Origin of the sequence: Jiangella alkaliphila, from assembly GCF_900105925.1 — a bacterium.
Lineage (GTDB): Bacteria > Actinomycetota > Actinomycetes > Jiangellales > Jiangellaceae > Jiangella > Jiangella alkaliphila.
The window spans coordinates 846,183-860,959 of record NZ_LT629791.1 but is presented as its reverse complement, the minus strand read 5'-3'; the positions used below and the strand labels follow the sequence as shown (position 1 = coordinate 860,959).

The window sequence follows — 14,777 nt, the reverse complement described above, 5'->3', positions numbered from 1 at the left end:
GCCGGCGTCGTCAGGGCGCCGGCCGCACCACCGCGAGCGTTGCCGGTCCGCCAGCCGACCACGTGCCGGTCAGGACGTGCTCGCCCGGCGGCTCGGTGCCGACAACGCGGACAACAACCAGCTCCAGGCCGCCCGCCCGCACGACCGTCGTCGGGCCGTCGTCGGACGGGGTCAGTGCGGGCGTGTCCTCGGGCAGCGCCGGATCGGCCGCGCCGCCGCTGCCGGTCACCCGCGCGGACGGCTCGCGTGTGACCAGCTGGCCGTCGACGTCGACCTGCTCCTCGGCCTGCGGGGCGCCGGCCAGGACGGCGCGCGCCAGCGCCGCGACCCAGACCGGGTCGGCGCAGCCGTCGTAGACCCAGCGCGGGCCCAGCACGGAGTGCTCCGTCGTGCCGACGAGCGCGTGGTCGGCGCCGGCCAGCGGCGCACCGCGGTAGGTCAGCGGTACGTGCAGCACCGTGCCGCCGGCGCCCTGGACGAGGTGCGCCTCGATGCCGACCTCGCCGGCGGGGTCGTCGTACCGGTAGGCGCCGACCTGACGGAGCTCGCCCGCGCCGGCCGCCCACGGGCGGTCCGGCAGCCACGTCGACAGCAGCTCCAGCTTGCTCGGCCGCAGGGTCGCGCGGTGGAGGAGGGCCATCGTCAGGCCAGCTTCGCCTTGACGGCGGCAGCGACCTTGCCGCCCTCGACCCGCCCGAGGACCTGCAGCTGCACCAGCTTCATGACCTTGCCCATGTCGCGCGGCGACTCCGCGCCGGTCTCGGCGATGGCGGCCGTGACGATGGTGTCCAGCTCGTCGTCGGTGAGCGGCTGCGGCAGGTAGTCGGCGATGACGGCCGCCTCGGCCTCCTCGTTCACGGCGCTGTCCTCGCGGCCGCCGGTGCGGAACGCCTCGGCCGCCTCGCGGCGCCGCTTGACCTCGCGGGTCAGCACGACGGTGACCTCGTCGTCGGTCAGCTCACGCGCGGTGGAGCCGGCCACCTCCTCGGTCCCGATGGCGGCGAGCACCATGCGGAGGGTGGCCTTGCGCACGTCGTCCTTGGCGCGCATCGCGGCGGTGAGATCGGTACGGAGTCGGTCCTTCAGGGCTGCCATGAGGCTAGTCTGCCTCAGCTGCCGTGCGACGGAGGCAGCCCCGGCGCCGAGCACGGTGCGGGCGCCGCCGACGCCGTCTGGACGGCACCGGCGGGCACCGCCGCCGGCGGTTCGGTGAGCGCGCGTGGGCGCAGCGTCATCGCCGCGACGGCGCCGGCGGCGAGCAGGGCCGCGCAGACGCCCATCGCGATCTGATACGCGTCGGTGAGCAGCTCCGGGTCCTCGTAGGCCGCACCGGACAGCCCCGCGATGGCGGGCAGGGCGGCGACGGCGAGCAGTCCGGCCGCGCGCGCGACGCCGTTGTTGACGCCGCTGGCGACGCCGGCCAGGTGCTGCGGCGCCGACGCCATGACAGTCGCCGTCAGCGTCGGGACCAGTGTCGTCAGACCGATGCCGAGCAGCGTCACGCCTGGCAGGACGTCGGCGAGATAGTCGTCGCCGGCGCCGACCATGACCAGGAGCGCCACCCCGGCCGCACCGCAGAGCGAGCCGACGACCAGCGGCGGGCGGACGCCGAACCGTCTGGCGAGATCGGCGGAGCGGCCCGAGAACAGCAGCATGAGGATCGTCGTCGGGACCGTCGCGATGCCCGCCTCGAGCGGCGACCAGCCCAGCGACACCTGGAGCTGCAGCACGATGAAGAACATGACGCCGGACAGCCCGGCGTACACGGCGAACGTCATGAGGTTGATGCCGCTGAACGTGCGGTCGGAGAACAGCGACAGCGGGACCATCGGGTGCTCGGCCGCGCGCTCGCGGTAGATGAAGCCGGCCGCCGCCGCGACTGACACCACGGCCATGCCGACGTTCAGGGCGGACGCGCCCGACTCGGGCCAGCTGATCAGGGCGTACGTGCTCGCCCCGAGCGCGACGGCGCCGAGCGCCGCGCCCGCGACGTCGAACCGCCCGCCGGCCTCGTCGTCGCGGCTCTCCGGGGCGCTGACGAGGATCAGCCACAGCGTCAGGGCGGCCAGCGGGACGTTGATGGCGAACACCCAGCGCCAGTCGTACTCCAGCAGCCAGCCGCCGAGCAGCGGGCCTATGACGCCGGAGACGCCGGTCAGGCCGGCCCACGCGCCGATGGCCCGCGGCCGGTCGTCGGGATGGATGGCGGTCTGCAGGATCGCCAGCGCGCCGGGCGTTAGCAACGCGCCGCCGACGCCCTGCAGCGCCCGCGCGGCGATCAGCACCTCGACCGTCGGAGCCAGCGCGCACAGCACCGATGCCGCCGTGAACCACACGATGCCGACGACGTAGATGCGCCGCCGGCCCAGCCGGTCGCCGAGCGAGCCGCCGAGCAGGATCAGCGCGGCCAGCGTCAGCGTGTACGCGTTGACCGTCCACTGCAGCGCCGCGAGGCTGGCGTCGAGCTCGCGCCCGATGGTCGGCAGCGCGACGTTGACCACGGTGCTGTCGAGGAAGGCCATGCCGGAGCCGAGCGCCGTCGCGGCGAGGAGTGCGCGACCGCGCGGAGTGGCCAGGCGTACACCGTCGCTCATGGTGAAGGAGCGTACTCGCGGCGACCGACTGTGGGACTCTGGAGACATGGTCGTGAAGCGGGTTGCGCTCGGGTTGGCGGCGACGGCCGCCGCCGGGCTCGTCTACTCGGCCGGCTACGAGGTGCGGTCCTACCGGCTGCGCCGCTTCGACGTCCCGGTGCTGGCGCCGGGCAGCCGGCCGCTGCGGGTACTGCACCTGTCCGACCTGCACCTCACCCCCGGTCACCGCGGCCGGGCGGCCTGGGTTCGCCGGCTCGCCGCGCTCGAGCCCGACCTCGTCGTCAACACCGGCGACAACCTCGCCCACCCGGAGGCGATCCCGGCGGTGCTCGACGCGCTCGGGCCGCTGCTGAGCCTGCCCGGGGTGTTCGTGTTCGGCTCCAACGACTACTTCGGGCCGCGTCCGAAGAACCCGGCGCGGTACCTGCTACCGCTGGACCGGATCCGCCACCAGAACGCCCGCGACCACGCCGGCGCCGTCGACCTCCCGTGGAAGGAACTGCGCGACGAGTTCCGCTCGGCCGGGTGGCTCGACCTCACCAACACCCGCGGCACCCTGACGGTCGACGGCCGGCGGCTCGCCTTCGCCGGCGTGGACGACCCGCACCTCGGGCGCGACCGGCTGGGCGATGTGGCCGGGCCGGCGCCCGCTGGGGCTGACCTCACCATCGGGGTGGCGCACGCGCCCTACCTGCGCGTCCTCGACGCCTTCCAGCGCGACGGGTACCGCCTGCTGCTCGCCGGCCACACCCACGGCGGCCAGCTCTGCCTGCCGGGAGTCGGCGCGCTCGTCACGAACTGCGACCTCGATCCGGCCCGCGCCAAGGGGGTGTCTCGGCACCCACGCGCCGGCGGCGCCGGAGCCGCCTGGATGCACGTCTCGGCCGGCCTCGGCACGTCCCCGTATGCGCGGGTCAGGTTCGCCTGCCCGCCCGAGGTGACCCTGCTGACGCTGACGGGTGAGCGCTGAGCCCGTGCCGCGCAGCACCGGGTGACCGACTGCTGAACCGGATTTCGATCCTGCGCCCGGCTCGGATATGCTGACTCAGCACTTCGGGGTGTGGCGCAGCTTGGTAGCGCGCTTCGTTCGGGACGAAGAGGTCGCAGGTTCAAATCCTGTCACCCCGACACAGGTCAGAGGGATGTTGATCACCTTTCAACGGTGATTGGATCATGGTTCAGGGGAATTCCAGGGGATGATCTTGGCCACAGGTCTGCGGCTCTACGCCTGGAGTCGCCTCATCCACCACTATTCATCCGATGAATCAACGCCTGCTGGGCGATGCGATTCTGGGTCGGTCGTGACCTGAGTCAGTCGAGAAGCGCGTTCTCAGAGTTGCGCTGCTGTCTGGCGAGCTGTGTCCGGTTTCCTCCGAGGCGCACGCCGTAGACGGGCCTTGTCGATTCTGTGGCCGCGGGTCCGTCTGCCCGTGCCGGATTGCTTGACCTTCGAGTCGGGTCGAAGGTTTACGGTGCCTGGCATGGGGACGTACAGGATTTCGGAGCTGGCGGAGCGCTCTGGCGTGCCGGCGACGACGTTGCGCTACTACGAGGCTGAGGGGCTGCTACTGGCCGGGCGGACCTCGTCGGGCTATCGGGTGTACGACGAGACCTCGGCGCAGCGGCTGGAGTTCATCCCGTCGGCGAAGATGCTCGGGCTGGCGCTGGAGGAGATCCGCGAGCTGCTTGCCGTCTGGGACTCGGGGGTGTGCGCGCACGTTCGGGACGGGATGCTTCCGCTGGTGACGCAGCGCATCGAGGACGCGGACCGGCGGCGAGCCGAGCTGGCGGCGTTCTCGGCTCGGTTGGCTCAGGTACACGCAATGTTGGCCATGCCTGCGCCCAAGGGCGCGTGCGGGCCGGCGTGCGGTTGCGTGGTCGAGGGCGGGTCCGGGCCGGTGCTGGTCGAGCTGGTGGCGGCTCATGCGGATGACCGGACGAGGCGGTGGCGGCGTCTGCTCACGCAGGCATCGGCGCGTGAGGAGCTTCCCGACGGTGTTCGGGTCGTCTTCCCGCTGACGGCGGCGCTTGTCGCAGAAGTCGCCGACTGGGCTGCGGCGCAATTGGGCGAGGACGGCTCCGGCGGCACCGGGGTGACTCTGCACCTGACCACCGATTGGATCGAGCTGACCGTGCGCATCGCCGAGTCCGGTGCAGCCATGCTCGCTGACGTGGCCGGACTGCCCGCATGAGCGACGAGCGGGGGTCGACCTGGGCCGGCCGCGGTGTCGGCATCGTCGCCGTCGCGGCGTGTGCGGCGTGTTGTGCGCCGTGGCTGGTGGCGGGCGCGGTGGCGCTCGGTGCTGTGGCCGGCTCGATCTGGGTGCCCGGGTTGGCGGTTGCCGCAGTGGCGGCGCTCGTGGTGACGGTGTGGCTTCGGCGTCGGAGAAGGGATGCTGCCTGTGCGGCGCCGGCCGGTGAGCCGATCGACGTCGGTATGCCTGGGCTGCGCTTCGGGACCGGCCCGGATCAGGAGCCGGGTTCGCGAGCTGAGGGCCGGTGACACCCGCGACCGGTACGGCTGCGGCACGGTTGGGTGCGCAGCCGCTGCTGCTGACGGTGACCGGCGCGGCCGCGCTGCTCGTGAACCTGGCGGTGTACGCGGCTGGCCGGACCGCCGGGGTCGAGTTCGACGTGGTGTCGTTCATCGGTAACCGCCCCGAGACCGTCGGGCCGCGGGCGATCGCCGTGATGACGGTCGTGCCGTGGCTGGTCGGTGGCGTCCTGCTGGAACTGAGCCGCCGCAACGCGGCGACGGTGTGGCCGTGGCTAGGTTGGTCCGGCGTCGCGCTGGCGGTCGTGATGGTGCCGTTCTTCAACGACGCCGAGCCCGTCACGAAGCTGACGCTGGCGGTCATGCATCTGGTCGTCGGGAGCATGTGGTTCGCCGCGGTGCATCACCTGGCCCGTCAGCGCCGGTTGCTCGGAGCGTGAGGGTCGGACACGGGCGCGGTGTGTGGTGCACCACAAGAGGTTGCAACCGGTACCTAGGAACAGGTTTACCGTCGAAGACGGAGGCCGGAACACCGGTCTGGCAATGACGAAGGGACGGATCACGTGAGCAGCACAGCGGTGGTGCGAGAGATAGATCAGAGCGAGTTCGACGCGGTGATCGCCGGCACCGGTCCGGTCCTCGTCGAGTTCTACGCGACCTGGTGCGGGTCGTGCCGGCGGATGGCTCCGGTCCTGGACGCCGTCGCCCGCGAGCTGGCCGGCCAGGCCGAGTTCATCATGGTGAACGTGGACGAGGCGCCCGAGTTGGTCACCCGGTTCGATGTCCGGTCGACACCGACCTTGCAGTTGTTCAGGGCCGGTGCCGCGGTCGGTGCGCCGCTGATCGGCGCTTACCCGGAGGCGACGGTACGGGCGATGGTGGACACGTCGCTCGCCGCGACCGCGCCCTCGAGTGCACAGCTCCTCGCCTGGGCACCTGATGCGTGCACACTGCCCACCGCTGAACGGCCGTTCCGGCTGGATGAGTTCGCCGACCTCTTCGCCCGATCGCTGCGTGAGGTCGAGCGGCCCGAGCCGACCCGGCTCCTGCTCGACCTCGAGGAGGCAGCTGACGACCGTGCCCGCGACCTGGCCGCGCGGGAGACCAGCTGCTGCTCCTTCTTCACCTTCACCTTCAGCCCGCCACGCGGCGGCGTGGTGCGCATGCAGGTGGACGTGCCGATGGAGCAGAGCACCGTCCTGGACGGTCTGGCTCTGCAGGCGGCGACGGCGGCTGGCCTCAGCCGGTGAACTCGGGCAGGCCCGCCGGTCAGAGCGCGATCCCGGCTGGCGGGCGCATCCGTCACGCCGTCGGGACGGCTCCGATAACTTCCACACCGTGAACACCGTCCGCTCCATCGTCCTGTTCGTCGTGGCCGCCATCGCCGAGATCGGCGGTGCCTGGCTGGTCTGGCAAGGCGTCCGGGAACACCGCGGCCTGCTCTGGATCGGGGCGGGCATCATCGGACTCGGTCTCTACGGCTTCGTCGCCACGCTCCAGCCCGACGCGCACTTCGGGCGCATCCTCGCCGCCTACGGAGGCGTCTTCGTTGCTGGCTCTCTCGCCTGGGGCATGATCTTCGACGGGTTCCGCCCCGATCGCTACGACGTCGTCGGCGCCGCGATCTGCCTCGTCGGAGTCGCCGTCATCATGTACGCCCCACGTCCCTGACCCGAGGACCAGAAGTACACGCTTCCGTGCTCACAAGGTCGGCGGATCCAAGCCCCGAGTCGCCTCGTTCGGTGAGTTCACCCGATGAATCGTTGCCCGCTGTGCGCTCTGCTTCAGGGCGGGTCGTCGAGACCTGAGCCGGTCTGGTTGGCGTTCGTTCAGCGTGATGCTGCTGTCCAATGGACTAGGCCCGGCCTGTTCCCGCAGGAGCTCGTTGAGCGCAGTGACCGGCGACGTCGGGTGCATGGCGTAGCGCGCGGCCAGCGCCGCGTGCCACTCGGTGGTCAGCAGGTCCATGAGGTCGTCGCGCATGGTGCCGGTGATGTGGGAGTAGACCCCGCCGATTCCCTCGAGCTGATGTCCGAGACGTTCGTGGGACAGGATCTCGGGCACACGGTGCTCCACCATCAGTGTCTTGTGGCTGTGGCGCAGGCCGTGCGGGGTGAGATCTGGTTCGATCGGCAGCCAGCATGCGCTGGCTCGGGCGGCGTTGCCACGGCCGCGTTCGACTGACCCCGGCCAGGTCTCGGCAGCGACCGGCACGGGTCTTCGTGGAGCACGTTGGCCGCGAGATGGAAACCAGCCGGTCGTGGCGGGGTCGAAGATCCAGTCGCTGAACGACGACCGGCGAGGATGGACGCTGCGCTGGCCCGGGAACAGGTAGCGGTTGCCATGGCAAGGGCAGGGTTGAGCGGCATTGTGCGACAGGTGGTCGTTGACGAGGCCGGTCAGCCAGCTGGGTAGATCGATGTCGCGGTAGGAGTCGTCCTTGGGCGGCAGCCGGTGGAAGTTGCCGGTGTCGTCCTCCCAGAGTTGCCATTCGACTCTGAGCGTTCCTGGCCGTACGAACCTGGCTTCCAGGCCAACGAGTTCGCCCCAGCGCAGGCCGGTCCAGTACACGAGCTGTATCGCGGCGAACTCGTCGTTGCGACCGCTGAGGATGGCGGCGCGTTCGGCGATGAGCAGGGCGCCGAGCGAGCTCGTGGTGGCCTTCTCCGGGCCGCGGTCCTGGCGGCGGCCTGCCCGTCGTCCACGGCGGCGCGACCGGACCGCCGGGTTGGCGTCGATGAGCTCTTCGTCGGCTGCATCGCCGAGGATGGTGGACAGGGTGGTGCGCCAGGTCCGCACGGAGGACTGGCTGTAGCCAGCACGGCGTTCCTTGCGCTCCCACTCACCGATCCTGCCCGTGGTGATGTCGGTGAGGAGGTCGTCCTCGAACTCGGGCAGCAGGTGCTCTTCGAGATGATGCCTGTAGTTCTGCATGGTCGACTGGGCCAGGTCGAGGTCCTTGTACCAGGCGTTCGCCCAGTCGCCGAAGGTGATCGGTCCGCGACTGAGGATCCGCCGGCCCTGCCGCCTCTTCGCCTCCTCGTCGTTGGCGGCGGTGACCGCCGCTCGTTTGGTGGGGAAGCGGATGGTCTCGCCCTCTTCGGTCTTGACCAATGGCCAGCTGCCATGTCCGGCGCTGTAGCGGCCGACGTAGTAGCCGTCGCGCTTCTCGGCGTAGCCCATGGCGATCCGCTCACTCTGAGCCGCGTCGCGCGCGGGGTGGGCGCGCCCGCAGTGGCGCATCCGCCGCTGTCGACCGTGCACGTCCTCGTCGGCCTTTTGCCTGATCCGTGGCGTCGGTCGGTAGGTGCTCGTGGTCGGCGATGATCTGGAGCAGGTGCGCCGTGCTGAACCGGTATGAGCCGCCGACGAGTGTGAATGGGATCTGCCGTTTGCGGGCCTGTTCGTTCAGCCATGACGGCTTGCAGCGCAGCAGCACGGCGGCTTCGTCCGCCGTGTACAGCTGGACATTCGCAGCGTCGGATGGAGTGCTGCGGCGTTCGCTCACGGCGGTCACCCGCCGGGCGCGGAGAAGGGGTCGTCATCATCCCTGCGGCGTTGGACGTCGACGAGAAGGAAGGCGATGAAGTCGCGGTCGCGGTGGGCGATGGGCGCGTCTTCTGGTGGGTCGATCGATTTCTCGCCGGGCCAGGTGGTGATGCGGGTTGGGCGGTCGCGGTCGAGGCGGGTGCCGGAGGCGGCGACCCAGTCGCGCAGGCGCTGGCGGGCGGCGTGGAAGTCGGCGAGCCAGCCGATGGGGGCTGAGGCGTGCTGGCCGGCGTCGTAGGCGTTGAGCCAGTGCTGGTGCAGCGCTGACAGCTCCCAGACCAGCTCGGGGTGCCGGTGCCAGGCCGGTGGGATCACCTGGGCGGGCAGGCCGAACTCCTTCCGCAACCAGTCGACCCATGCGTTCAGGGCGAGCCATTCGTGTTCGGCCTCGTCCGCCCCGAGTCGGCGCCAGTCGATAGTTCTGGCGCGGGCCGGCGGCGGGCCCTCCCAGTCGTCGTCGAGATCGTGGTCGGGGTCGTCGGTGTGGTCGGTCACGGCGGATCTCCAGCAGGCTCAGCGGGTGATCGTGTCTGGCTGCGGTGGAGGTGCCGGCGGTGCGGGAGGTGGTAACTGCGGCTGCCGCTGGATGGTGGGCGCGGCAGCCCTTGCGGCGGGCGTGTCGTGGCCGGGGGCTTGCTGAGCGGCGGCGTTCTTGCGTTGTACGGTGTAGTTGGTGAGGTTGAGGTCGTGGCCGATCCGTTTGGCGACGAACTGCTCGGCCTCCTCCTCGACACCGTCGTTGTCGCGTGTGTACGTCCGGACGGAGCCCTGGGCGATGAAGTTGTCGCCTCTGCGGAGCAGTTCGATGGAGCGTTCGGCGGACTTCCCGAACTGGACGAGGTCGTGGAACGTGGGCTCGAGATCGCGGAAACGGCCACCCTCGAGGGGCTCGTAGTGGCGGATGCCGATCCGGGCGTAGAAGCGGGCCTTGCCGTTGGTGAAGGTGAGTTGGGGATCGGATGCGATGAACCCGTTGATGGACTGCATGGTCTTGATCGCCACGAGGACCTCCAGGCTCCGGGTCACCCATCTGGACTGGGTGGCGTCGTCATTGGGGAGGTAGGCGCCTGTTCCCGCCGTTGCGCAGTGCGGCTTCGATGCCGGCCCGGTCGGCGGCCAGCTGGTGGCCGTCAGGGCGGGTGGTCCAGGGGCGCAGGTCGGTGATGATCGGCGGTGCGGCGCGCAGGATGGTGACGCCGGTGCCGAAGGGCAGGGTGCGCAGCTGATCGGGCGGGAGGATCGGGACACGGCGGATGGACTGCTGGTTGGAGCGGCCGCCGTGGGCGTCGACGGTGGTGGAGCCGGTGTATTCGTCGCGGTCGCCGATGAGCACGGCGAGGTCTTGGAGGTCGCGTGAGTTGGACGCTCCACCGAGGATGACCTTGACGATGGCGGCGTCCCAGATCGCGCCGGCGGCGTTGTCGCCCCATTTGGTGCGGGCCAGGGCCATCGATTGCAGCACCGGCAGGGTGGTGATGCCGGAGCCCCCGCCGTCGGCCATCAGGACCGGCAGCGAGGGGAGCGGGGCGAGGTTGCCGATCTCGTCCAGCGCGAGCAGCAGCGGCGGGTCGAGCCGGGCACCGGGCGAGCGCGCGGCGAGACGCCGAGCGGTCTCGACGAGGTCCTCGACGAACGCCGCGACGAGCGCGGAGGAGGCGCCGGCTCCGGCGCCGGTGGCGAGCAGGTAGACCGTACCCCGCTGGGTGAGGAAGGTCGCGGGGTCGAAGTGCTCGCCGGGACGGGGTGTGACGGCGTCCAGGACGCGGGGGTCGGCCAGCGCCCGTTGGACGGATCTCATTCGCGGACCTGGAGGCGCACGCATGCGACTGACCTACCTGGGCAAGACCTCGGATTCGGGCAAGAACGGTTGCCCAGCGCTGTACGCAACAGACCGCGGCACCTTCGTGGTGCAAGGCAAGATCGTGACCGATCCGGACGCCCTCGCAGATCTGCGTGACCTCGCACCTGACGAGACGATCGTGGAGGTCCCCGCCGACGTGCTGCAGCTGGGAGACTCGGCCCGATGACCGAACTCCTCGCCGGCGCCGCATTCCGCGACCTCTTCGACCGCTACGAGCACACAGCATTCCGGCTGGAGACGCGGGAGCAGTACGTCGAAGACGAGGAGAAGGAGCCTCTGCGCAAGTTCCTTGCGAGTGAACCCGCCGCCGACGCCTGGTTCGCCGACTGGGTGGAAGACATCCGGGCGGCTACCGCGGCCGGCAAACGGGTCGAACGGGTTCGCGTGGTCGGTGAGCCGTTCAGCGACTACACGCTCTTTGGGATGGACTTGGCAAGACTCAACGTCGGCGCCGGGGAGGACATCCGGTACCTCACCCGCGACCGTGCGAACGAGCTGTCGCTGCCGAACGAGGACTTCTGGCTCTTCGACTCCAGGACGCTGGCCATCCTCCGGTTCGCTGACGATGACCGGTTGCTCGGCGTGGAGGTCGTCGACGACCCAGCCCAAGTCGTGCTTCGCTGCCAGTGGCGCGACCTGGCCTGGCACCACGCGATTCGGTGGCAGGACTTTCGCGGAAGGTCATCCAGCAGCAGGTAATGTCCAGCTTCCAGCGCGAGCGGGAGGCACTGGGCCACCGTCTCCGAGACCTTCGCATCGCGGCCCAGCTGACGGGGCGCGCCCTCGCGCAGCGCGCAGGTGGCTGGCCTTCAAGCAAGGTCTCCAAGATCGAGTTCGGCAAGCAAACGCCGTCCGTGCGTGACCTCGAACTCTGGGCCAGCCATTGCGATGCGGCCGAACACCTGCCCGAGCTCCTCGGCGCCCTACTCTCGCTCGAGACGCACTACCAAGAACACCGTCGGCAGTTCCATGCCGGCATGGCGAGGCATCAACGTGACTTCGCCACGATGGAGGCCGAAACGCGGTTTATCCAGAACTTCGAGAGTTCGTGCGTGTCGGGGCTCCTGCAAACGCCGGACTATGCCAGGTGCCGGCTTGCCGAAGCCGTCACCTACAACGGCTCTCCAGACGACCTGGATGACGCCGTCGCGGCGCGGATGGAGCGACAGCACGTGCTATACGCGCCGGGCAAACGCTTCCACATCGTCATGACCGAGGCTGCGCTTCGGTACCGGCTCTGTCCCCCCGCCGTCATGGAGGGCCAGCTCGACCGCCTGGTGTCAGCGTCGACGATGCGAAGGGTTCGATTAGGCATCATCCCGTTCGAAGCCACCTGCCCGGTGATGCCCGTGCACGGATTCTGGCTGTTCGACGAGCAGCTGGTGCGTGCCGAGACCTTCACCGCCGAACTCCACATCACGGAGTCCTCCGAGCTGCAGGCCTACGCCAGGATCTTCAACGACCTGGCCGGCGCAGCTGTCTACGACGCCGAGGTCCGAGAGCTGATCACTGGACTGATGGCGCAACTGCCACGAGCGGTGCCGTAGTCCTCGCCGCAGTCGCGTTGTCGTCACTGGCGGATGATCGAGTACAGCAGGGAGTCGCGCCAGGCGCCGTTGGTGAAGACGTGATCGCGTAGGTGCCCTTCGTATTCCATGCCGACGCGTTTGACGACCGCGATGGAGGCGGCGTTCTGCGGGCCGATCGCGGCCGTGATCCGGTGCAGGTCGAGGACATCCCACGCGTAGCGGATCACGGTCTGGACCGCGTCGGTCGCGTAGCCGTGGCCCCAGTGGTCAGCCGCGACGGCGTAGCCGACCTTCGCCGCTTGAACGCCGGTGAGGGCGAGCCGGATGAAGCCCACGGCGGGCGGGCCGGCCAGCGGTTCGATCGCGAGGTAGAACTCGGCGCGCGGTTCCGTCCTGGCGCTGCTGAGCATGCCGGTCAGCAGCGCGCTCGCCTGGTCGCGGGTGCGGCTGTCGAAGGACAGGAAGGTCGTCACGCGGTCGTCGCCGGCGATGCCGGCGATGGTGTCGAGGTCGTCCGGCGTGAACTCGCGCAGGCTGACCCGCTGCCCGTGCAGGCTCAGCGGATACGTGTCGCTCACTGCTCGGTCGCGGGTAGCGCAGCGCGGCGGAAGAACTCGATCTCGTCTTGAAGCTCGACAGCATCAGCGGATCGGATACCGGAGCTGATCAGCGCCCCGTGCACGCGTTCCACCGAGGAGGCGATGCCATGGATCCTCTGTTCCGGCGGCAGATCGAGCACAGGCCGGACAGCCTCGACGGCGCCGTCGAGCTCCTGACGCTGAATCCGCGCGACCGCCAGGTCGCTCATCGCGCCGGCCTCGTCACCGAAGGCCCAGTCGTCGTCGTGCGCGGCGTAGGCGGCCACGGCGGCTTCGCCGTATCGCTCTGCGTCGGCCCCGGCCGTCGGGAGCCAGGCCAGCGCGTCGGCGGCGTAGTACAGCTGCCGGCTGCGGGAGAAGGTACATAGGCCGCCGAGATCGTCGAGGTCGTCTGGCTGCGCGCCGTCAAGCGCGGATTCGGCTCGCCCGATGGCGGCCTTCGTCTCGTCGGTGCGGCCAAGGGCGGCCCACGCTCGAGCCTCGCTCGCTGGGAGCCACACGGCGACTGTGGAGCCCGCGCGTTCGGCGAACTCGGCGCCGCGCTGGGCGTATCGCACGGCGTCACGTGGGCGTCCGGACCAGTAGCTGAACAGGCTCTCCAGACCGTTGATCCATGCCCGCAGGCCGTCATGGCCGGCCTGCTCGGCGCACAGGAGCGCGGTGCGGGCATGTGTCATCGCCGCGGGTGCGCGGCCCAGGTCGTGTGAGGACTTGGCGACCAGGCCCGAGGTGACCGCGGTCAGGAAGTAGAGCCGGCGCAGATGCATCGGGTGCTGCTGCGGGGTCTCGATCAGGTCCATCAGGTCGCCTTGGACCTTGATCAAGCTGGGGAGCAGCTGAAGGACCGGCCGTTGCGGGTAGTCGGTCGCGAGTGATCGAACCTCATCCTGAATCTGTTCCATCGCCTCGTCGGTCAGTCGCGACCGCGACCGCTCGCCAAAGGCTCGTGCGCGTTCAGCCGCCATGTCGACCTCATCTCCCAGACCGGTGTTTCCGCCGGTTGCGTCGGTTAGATCCGAGGGAGGAGGCGACAGCAGCTCGTCGACGGACCGATTGAAGAGGAGCCGAAGCACGCGTCGCGTTGGCGCGCTCGGCGAGCGTCCACGCGTCTCGGCGCGTGCCATCCGCCCGAGGTGGCGCGGGCTCATCGTCGCGCTGATCCCCGCCCTCTCCGCGGTGACCTCGAACTCGTGAGCTGCGTCCTCGAAGGTCCAGTCCTTCTGGACGATCAGCCAGTGAAGGAGAGTCGCAGGCTGCAGATCCGTCACGTCGTCACCTCCCATCCCACTGAGAGCAAGCGTCGCTCCCCAGCCCGACGCGGGAAACCGATGTCACCGAGATGTCCTGCCAGGACCCGCACATGTCCGCCGGTGGCGGTCGAGATGTCCGGACCACTGACAGGACGATTTCGACATGGTCAACGCTACACGTCACCGCCACGGCCGCTGGGCTCGTCGAGGGAGACCAGCCCTCTGGTCTATCGACGCCGCTGCCACGTTCGTGAGGCCGCGCTGACCAACGTCCGTCTGCCCGCTCAGAGATCACGAGCGGGAGAAGGCTCGACGTCCTCGTGCGCTGGGTGTCGTTCCACTCATCCAGGCGGAGCGAACGGACGCCGATCCTCGACGGCCCGCCCACCCACCAGGCCAACACCGCAGAACGCTCCCCGGAGATGGAGAACCGCAATGGCTGGTTTCACCGCCCGCGTGCAGGGGCACGGCCTCGTTGACTGGTCGGCGGAACGCATCGACCTCTACGCCGAGGCGGTGCGGAAGGCGCATGTGCCGGTCGGTCGCTGGATCCCGCACCGCCGATCGACCTGTGCCAGCTGTGCGGCGCCTTGGCCGTGCGCCTGGGCCGGCTGGGCCGAGCATTGGCGGCGCAGCCTCACGCGTAGTGAGGCGACCCGATCATGACTATGGGTGCGTTCGTCCTGCCCTCGTCGCGCTCGGGATCTCTGCTGCGCCACGTGTTCGTCACGAGGGCCGGCGAACCGATCACCGACCGGCCGTTGCCGTACGGCACCCGGCTACCCGACGGCGCTGATGTCGAGCTGAACGGGCTTGGCTATGCCCGGGTCGACGACTGGACCGAGGCCGCCGATGGCTGGCGCTGCACGGTCCAGCCGCACGCCTGAGATCACAGGGAGGA

19 protein-coding genes, 1 tRNA gene and 1 pseudogene are annotated in these 14,777 nt (G+C 69.9%); 11 read left to right on the top strand and 10 right to left on the bottom strand.

Going from position 1 to position 14,777, the window contains the following annotated elements:
- Positions 1 to 10: 10 nt before the first annotated feature.
- The 3 genes from BLV05_RS04010 to BLV05_RS04000 are packed head-to-tail and all read right to left on the bottom strand — an operon-like array spanning position 11 to position 2,594.
- Positions 11 to 640 carry a CG0192-related protein gene (locus BLV05_RS04010; RefSeq protein WP_046766373.1) on the bottom strand — a complete coding sequence of 210 codons (630 nt, stop codon included), beginning with the start codon at positions 638 to 640 and terminating at the stop codon, positions 11 to 13.
- Positions 641 to 642: 2 nt separating this feature from the next.
- Entirely contained in the window at positions 643 to 1,095 is a 453-nt protein-coding gene (locus BLV05_RS04005) for a GatB/YqeY domain-containing protein (RefSeq protein ID WP_046766374.1), read from the bottom strand.
- Between the two features lie 14 nt (positions 1,096 to 1,109).
- Positions 1,110 to 2,594 (bottom strand): MFS transporter, encoded by a 1,485-nt coding sequence (locus tag BLV05_RS04000; RefSeq protein ID WP_052762000.1) that lies wholly within the window; start codon positions 2,592 to 2,594, stop codon positions 1,110 to 1,112.
- A 46-nt stretch (positions 2,595 to 2,640) separates the two neighbouring features.
- On the opposite strand from BLV05_RS04000, the gene BLV05_RS03995 reads away from it, so the two are divergent.
- The 7 genes from BLV05_RS03995 to BLV05_RS03965 all read left to right on the top strand — a co-directional run bounded on the left by BLV05_RS03995 (position 2,641) and on the right by BLV05_RS03965 (position 6,759).
- Positions 2,641 to 3,564, top strand: coding sequence for a metallophosphoesterase (locus BLV05_RS03995; RefSeq protein WP_046766375.1), 924 nt, complete (start codon positions 2,641 to 2,643; stop codon positions 3,562 to 3,564).
- Positions 3,565 to 3,648: 84 nt separating this feature from the next.
- Positions 3,649 to 3,722: transfer RNA gene (locus BLV05_RS03990), tRNA-Pro, on the top strand.
- A gap of 353 nt (positions 3,723 to 4,075) precedes the next feature.
- Positions 4,076 to 4,786, top strand: coding sequence for a heavy metal-responsive transcriptional regulator (locus BLV05_RS03985; RefSeq protein WP_046766376.1), 711 nt, complete (start codon positions 4,076 to 4,078; stop codon positions 4,784 to 4,786).
- Positions 4,783 to 5,097, top strand: coding sequence for a hypothetical protein (locus BLV05_RS03980; protein ID WP_052762001.1), 315 nt, complete (start codon positions 4,783 to 4,785; stop codon positions 5,095 to 5,097). Before BLV05_RS03985 ends, BLV05_RS03980 begins: the two co-directional genes overlap by 4 nt.
- Entirely contained in the window at positions 5,094 to 5,528 is a 435-nt protein-coding gene (locus tag BLV05_RS03975; RefSeq protein ID WP_152690509.1) for a DUF6069 family protein, read from the top strand. The genes BLV05_RS03980 and BLV05_RS03975 overlap by 4 nt, the downstream gene beginning before the upstream one ends.
- Positions 5,529 to 5,651: 123 nt before the next feature.
- A complete protein-coding gene (locus tag BLV05_RS36420) occupies positions 5,652 to 6,338 on the top strand; it encodes a thioredoxin family protein (protein ID WP_082154848.1) in 687 nt (228 codons plus the stop codon).
- Between the two features lie 88 nt (positions 6,339 to 6,426).
- Positions 6,427 to 6,759: a YnfA family protein gene (locus BLV05_RS03965; RefSeq protein WP_046766378.1), complete on the top strand. Its 333-nt coding sequence runs from the start codon at positions 6,427 to 6,429 to the stop codon at positions 6,757 to 6,759.
- 30 nt (positions 6,760 to 6,789) lie between these two features.
- On the opposite strand, the gene BLV05_RS03960 is transcribed toward BLV05_RS03965, so the two are convergent.
- From BLV05_RS03960 to BLV05_RS03945, 5 genes and pseudogenes are all read right to left on the bottom strand, one after another.
- A complete protein-coding gene (locus BLV05_RS03960; RefSeq protein ID WP_052762002.1) occupies positions 6,790 to 8,271 on the bottom strand; it encodes a tyrosine-type recombinase/integrase in 1,482 nt (493 codons plus the stop codon).
- Positions 8,272 to 8,281: 10 nt separating this feature from the next.
- The gene (locus tag BLV05_RS35510) at positions 8,282 to 8,596 is read right to left on the bottom strand and encodes a helix-turn-helix domain-containing protein (RefSeq protein WP_160312692.1); all 315 of its coding nucleotides are present in this window, start codon (positions 8,594 to 8,596) and stop codon (positions 8,282 to 8,284) included.
- A gap of 5 nt (positions 8,597 to 8,601) precedes the next feature.
- Positions 8,602 to 9,132 carry a hypothetical protein gene (locus BLV05_RS03955; protein WP_046766379.1) on the bottom strand — a complete coding sequence of 177 codons (531 nt, stop codon included), beginning with the start codon at positions 9,130 to 9,132 and terminating at the stop codon, positions 8,602 to 8,604.
- Between the two features lie 18 nt (positions 9,133 to 9,150).
- Complete coding sequence (locus BLV05_RS03950) at positions 9,151 to 9,639, bottom strand: single-stranded DNA-binding protein (protein ID WP_152690511.1); 489 nt, start codon at positions 9,637 to 9,639, stop codon at positions 9,151 to 9,153.
- Positions 9,640 to 9,685: 46 nt separating this feature from the next.
- A pseudogene (locus tag BLV05_RS03945) lies at positions 9,686 to 10,417 on the bottom strand (type IV secretory system conjugative DNA transfer family protein); the annotation flags it as partial.
- A gap of 40 nt (positions 10,418 to 10,457) precedes the next feature.
- On the opposite strand from BLV05_RS03945, the gene BLV05_RS03940 reads away from it, so the two are divergent.
- From BLV05_RS03940 to BLV05_RS03930, 3 genes are read left to right on the top strand one after another with little or no spacing between them, the layout of a single operon-like run.
- Positions 10,458 to 10,664 (top strand): hypothetical protein, encoded by a 207-nt coding sequence (locus BLV05_RS03940; RefSeq protein ID WP_046766380.1) that lies wholly within the window; start codon positions 10,458 to 10,460, stop codon positions 10,662 to 10,664.
- On the top strand, positions 10,661 to 11,197 hold the full coding sequence (locus BLV05_RS03935; RefSeq protein WP_046766381.1) for a DUF6879 family protein: 537 nt from the start codon (positions 10,661 to 10,663) through the stop codon (positions 11,195 to 11,197). The genes BLV05_RS03940 and BLV05_RS03935 overlap by 4 nt, the downstream gene beginning before the upstream one ends.
- On the top strand, positions 11,197 to 12,045 hold the full coding sequence (locus tag BLV05_RS03930; RefSeq protein WP_046766382.1) for a helix-turn-helix domain-containing protein: 849 nt from the start codon (positions 11,197 to 11,199) through the stop codon (positions 12,043 to 12,045). Before BLV05_RS03935 ends, BLV05_RS03930 begins: the two co-directional genes overlap by 1 nt.
- 23 nt (positions 12,046 to 12,068) lie before the next feature.
- Here the strand turns inward: BLV05_RS03930 and BLV05_RS03925 are convergent, their stop codons facing one another.
- Together BLV05_RS03925 and BLV05_RS03920 are read right to left on the bottom strand one after the other, a co-directional pair.
- Complete coding sequence (locus BLV05_RS03925) at positions 12,069 to 12,605, bottom strand: GNAT family N-acetyltransferase (RefSeq protein ID WP_046766383.1); 537 nt, start codon at positions 12,603 to 12,605, stop codon at positions 12,069 to 12,071.
- Entirely contained in the window at positions 12,602 to 13,894 is a 1,293-nt protein-coding gene (locus BLV05_RS03920) for a hypothetical protein (RefSeq protein ID WP_197683525.1), read from the bottom strand. The genes BLV05_RS03925 and BLV05_RS03920 overlap by 4 nt, the downstream gene beginning before the upstream one ends.
- A 644-nt stretch (positions 13,895 to 14,538) precedes the next feature.
- On the opposite strand from BLV05_RS03920, the gene BLV05_RS03915 reads away from it, so the two are divergent.
- Positions 14,539 to 14,763, top strand: coding sequence for a hypothetical protein (locus BLV05_RS03915; protein ID WP_152690512.1), 225 nt, complete (start codon positions 14,539 to 14,541; stop codon positions 14,761 to 14,763).
- Positions 14,764 to 14,777: the final 14 nt, after the last annotated feature.

Excerpts from the sequence above, each read along its gene's own strand:
- BLV05_RS04010 (WP_046766373.1), bottom strand. The coding sequence starts at position 640 with ATGGCCCTCCTCCACCGCGCGACCCTGCGGCCGAGCAAGCTGGAGCTG.
- BLV05_RS04005 (WP_046766374.1), bottom strand. The coding sequence starts at position 1,095 with ATGGCAGCCCTGAAGGACCGACTCCGTACCGATCTCACCGCCGCGATG.
- BLV05_RS04000 (WP_052762000.1), bottom strand. The coding sequence starts at position 2,594 with ATGAGCGACGGTGTACGCCTGGCCACTCCGCGCGGTCGCGCACTCCTC.
- BLV05_RS03995 (WP_046766375.1), top strand. The coding sequence starts at position 2,641 with ATGGTCGTGAAGCGGGTTGCGCTCGGGTTGGCGGCGACGGCCGCCGCC.
- BLV05_RS03985 (WP_046766376.1), top strand. The coding sequence starts at position 4,076 with ATGGGGACGTACAGGATTTCGGAGCTGGCGGAGCGCTCTGGCGTGCCG.
- BLV05_RS03980 (WP_052762001.1), top strand. The coding sequence starts at position 4,783 with ATGAGCGACGAGCGGGGGTCGACCTGGGCCGGCCGCGGTGTCGGCATC.
- BLV05_RS03960 (WP_052762002.1), bottom strand. The coding sequence starts at position 8,271 with ATGGGCTACGCCGAGAAGCGCGACGGCTACTACGTCGGCCGCTACAGC.
- BLV05_RS03940 (WP_046766380.1), top strand. The coding sequence starts at position 10,458 with ATGCGACTGACCTACCTGGGCAAGACCTCGGATTCGGGCAAGAACGGT.
- BLV05_RS03935 (WP_046766381.1), top strand. The coding sequence starts at position 10,661 with ATGACCGAACTCCTCGCCGGCGCCGCATTCCGCGACCTCTTCGACCGC.
- BLV05_RS03930 (WP_046766382.1), top strand. The coding sequence starts at position 11,197 with ATGTCCAGCTTCCAGCGCGAGCGGGAGGCACTGGGCCACCGTCTCCGA.
- BLV05_RS03915 (WP_152690512.1), top strand. The coding sequence starts at position 14,539 with ATGACTATGGGTGCGTTCGTCCTGCCCTCGTCGCGCTCGGGATCTCTG.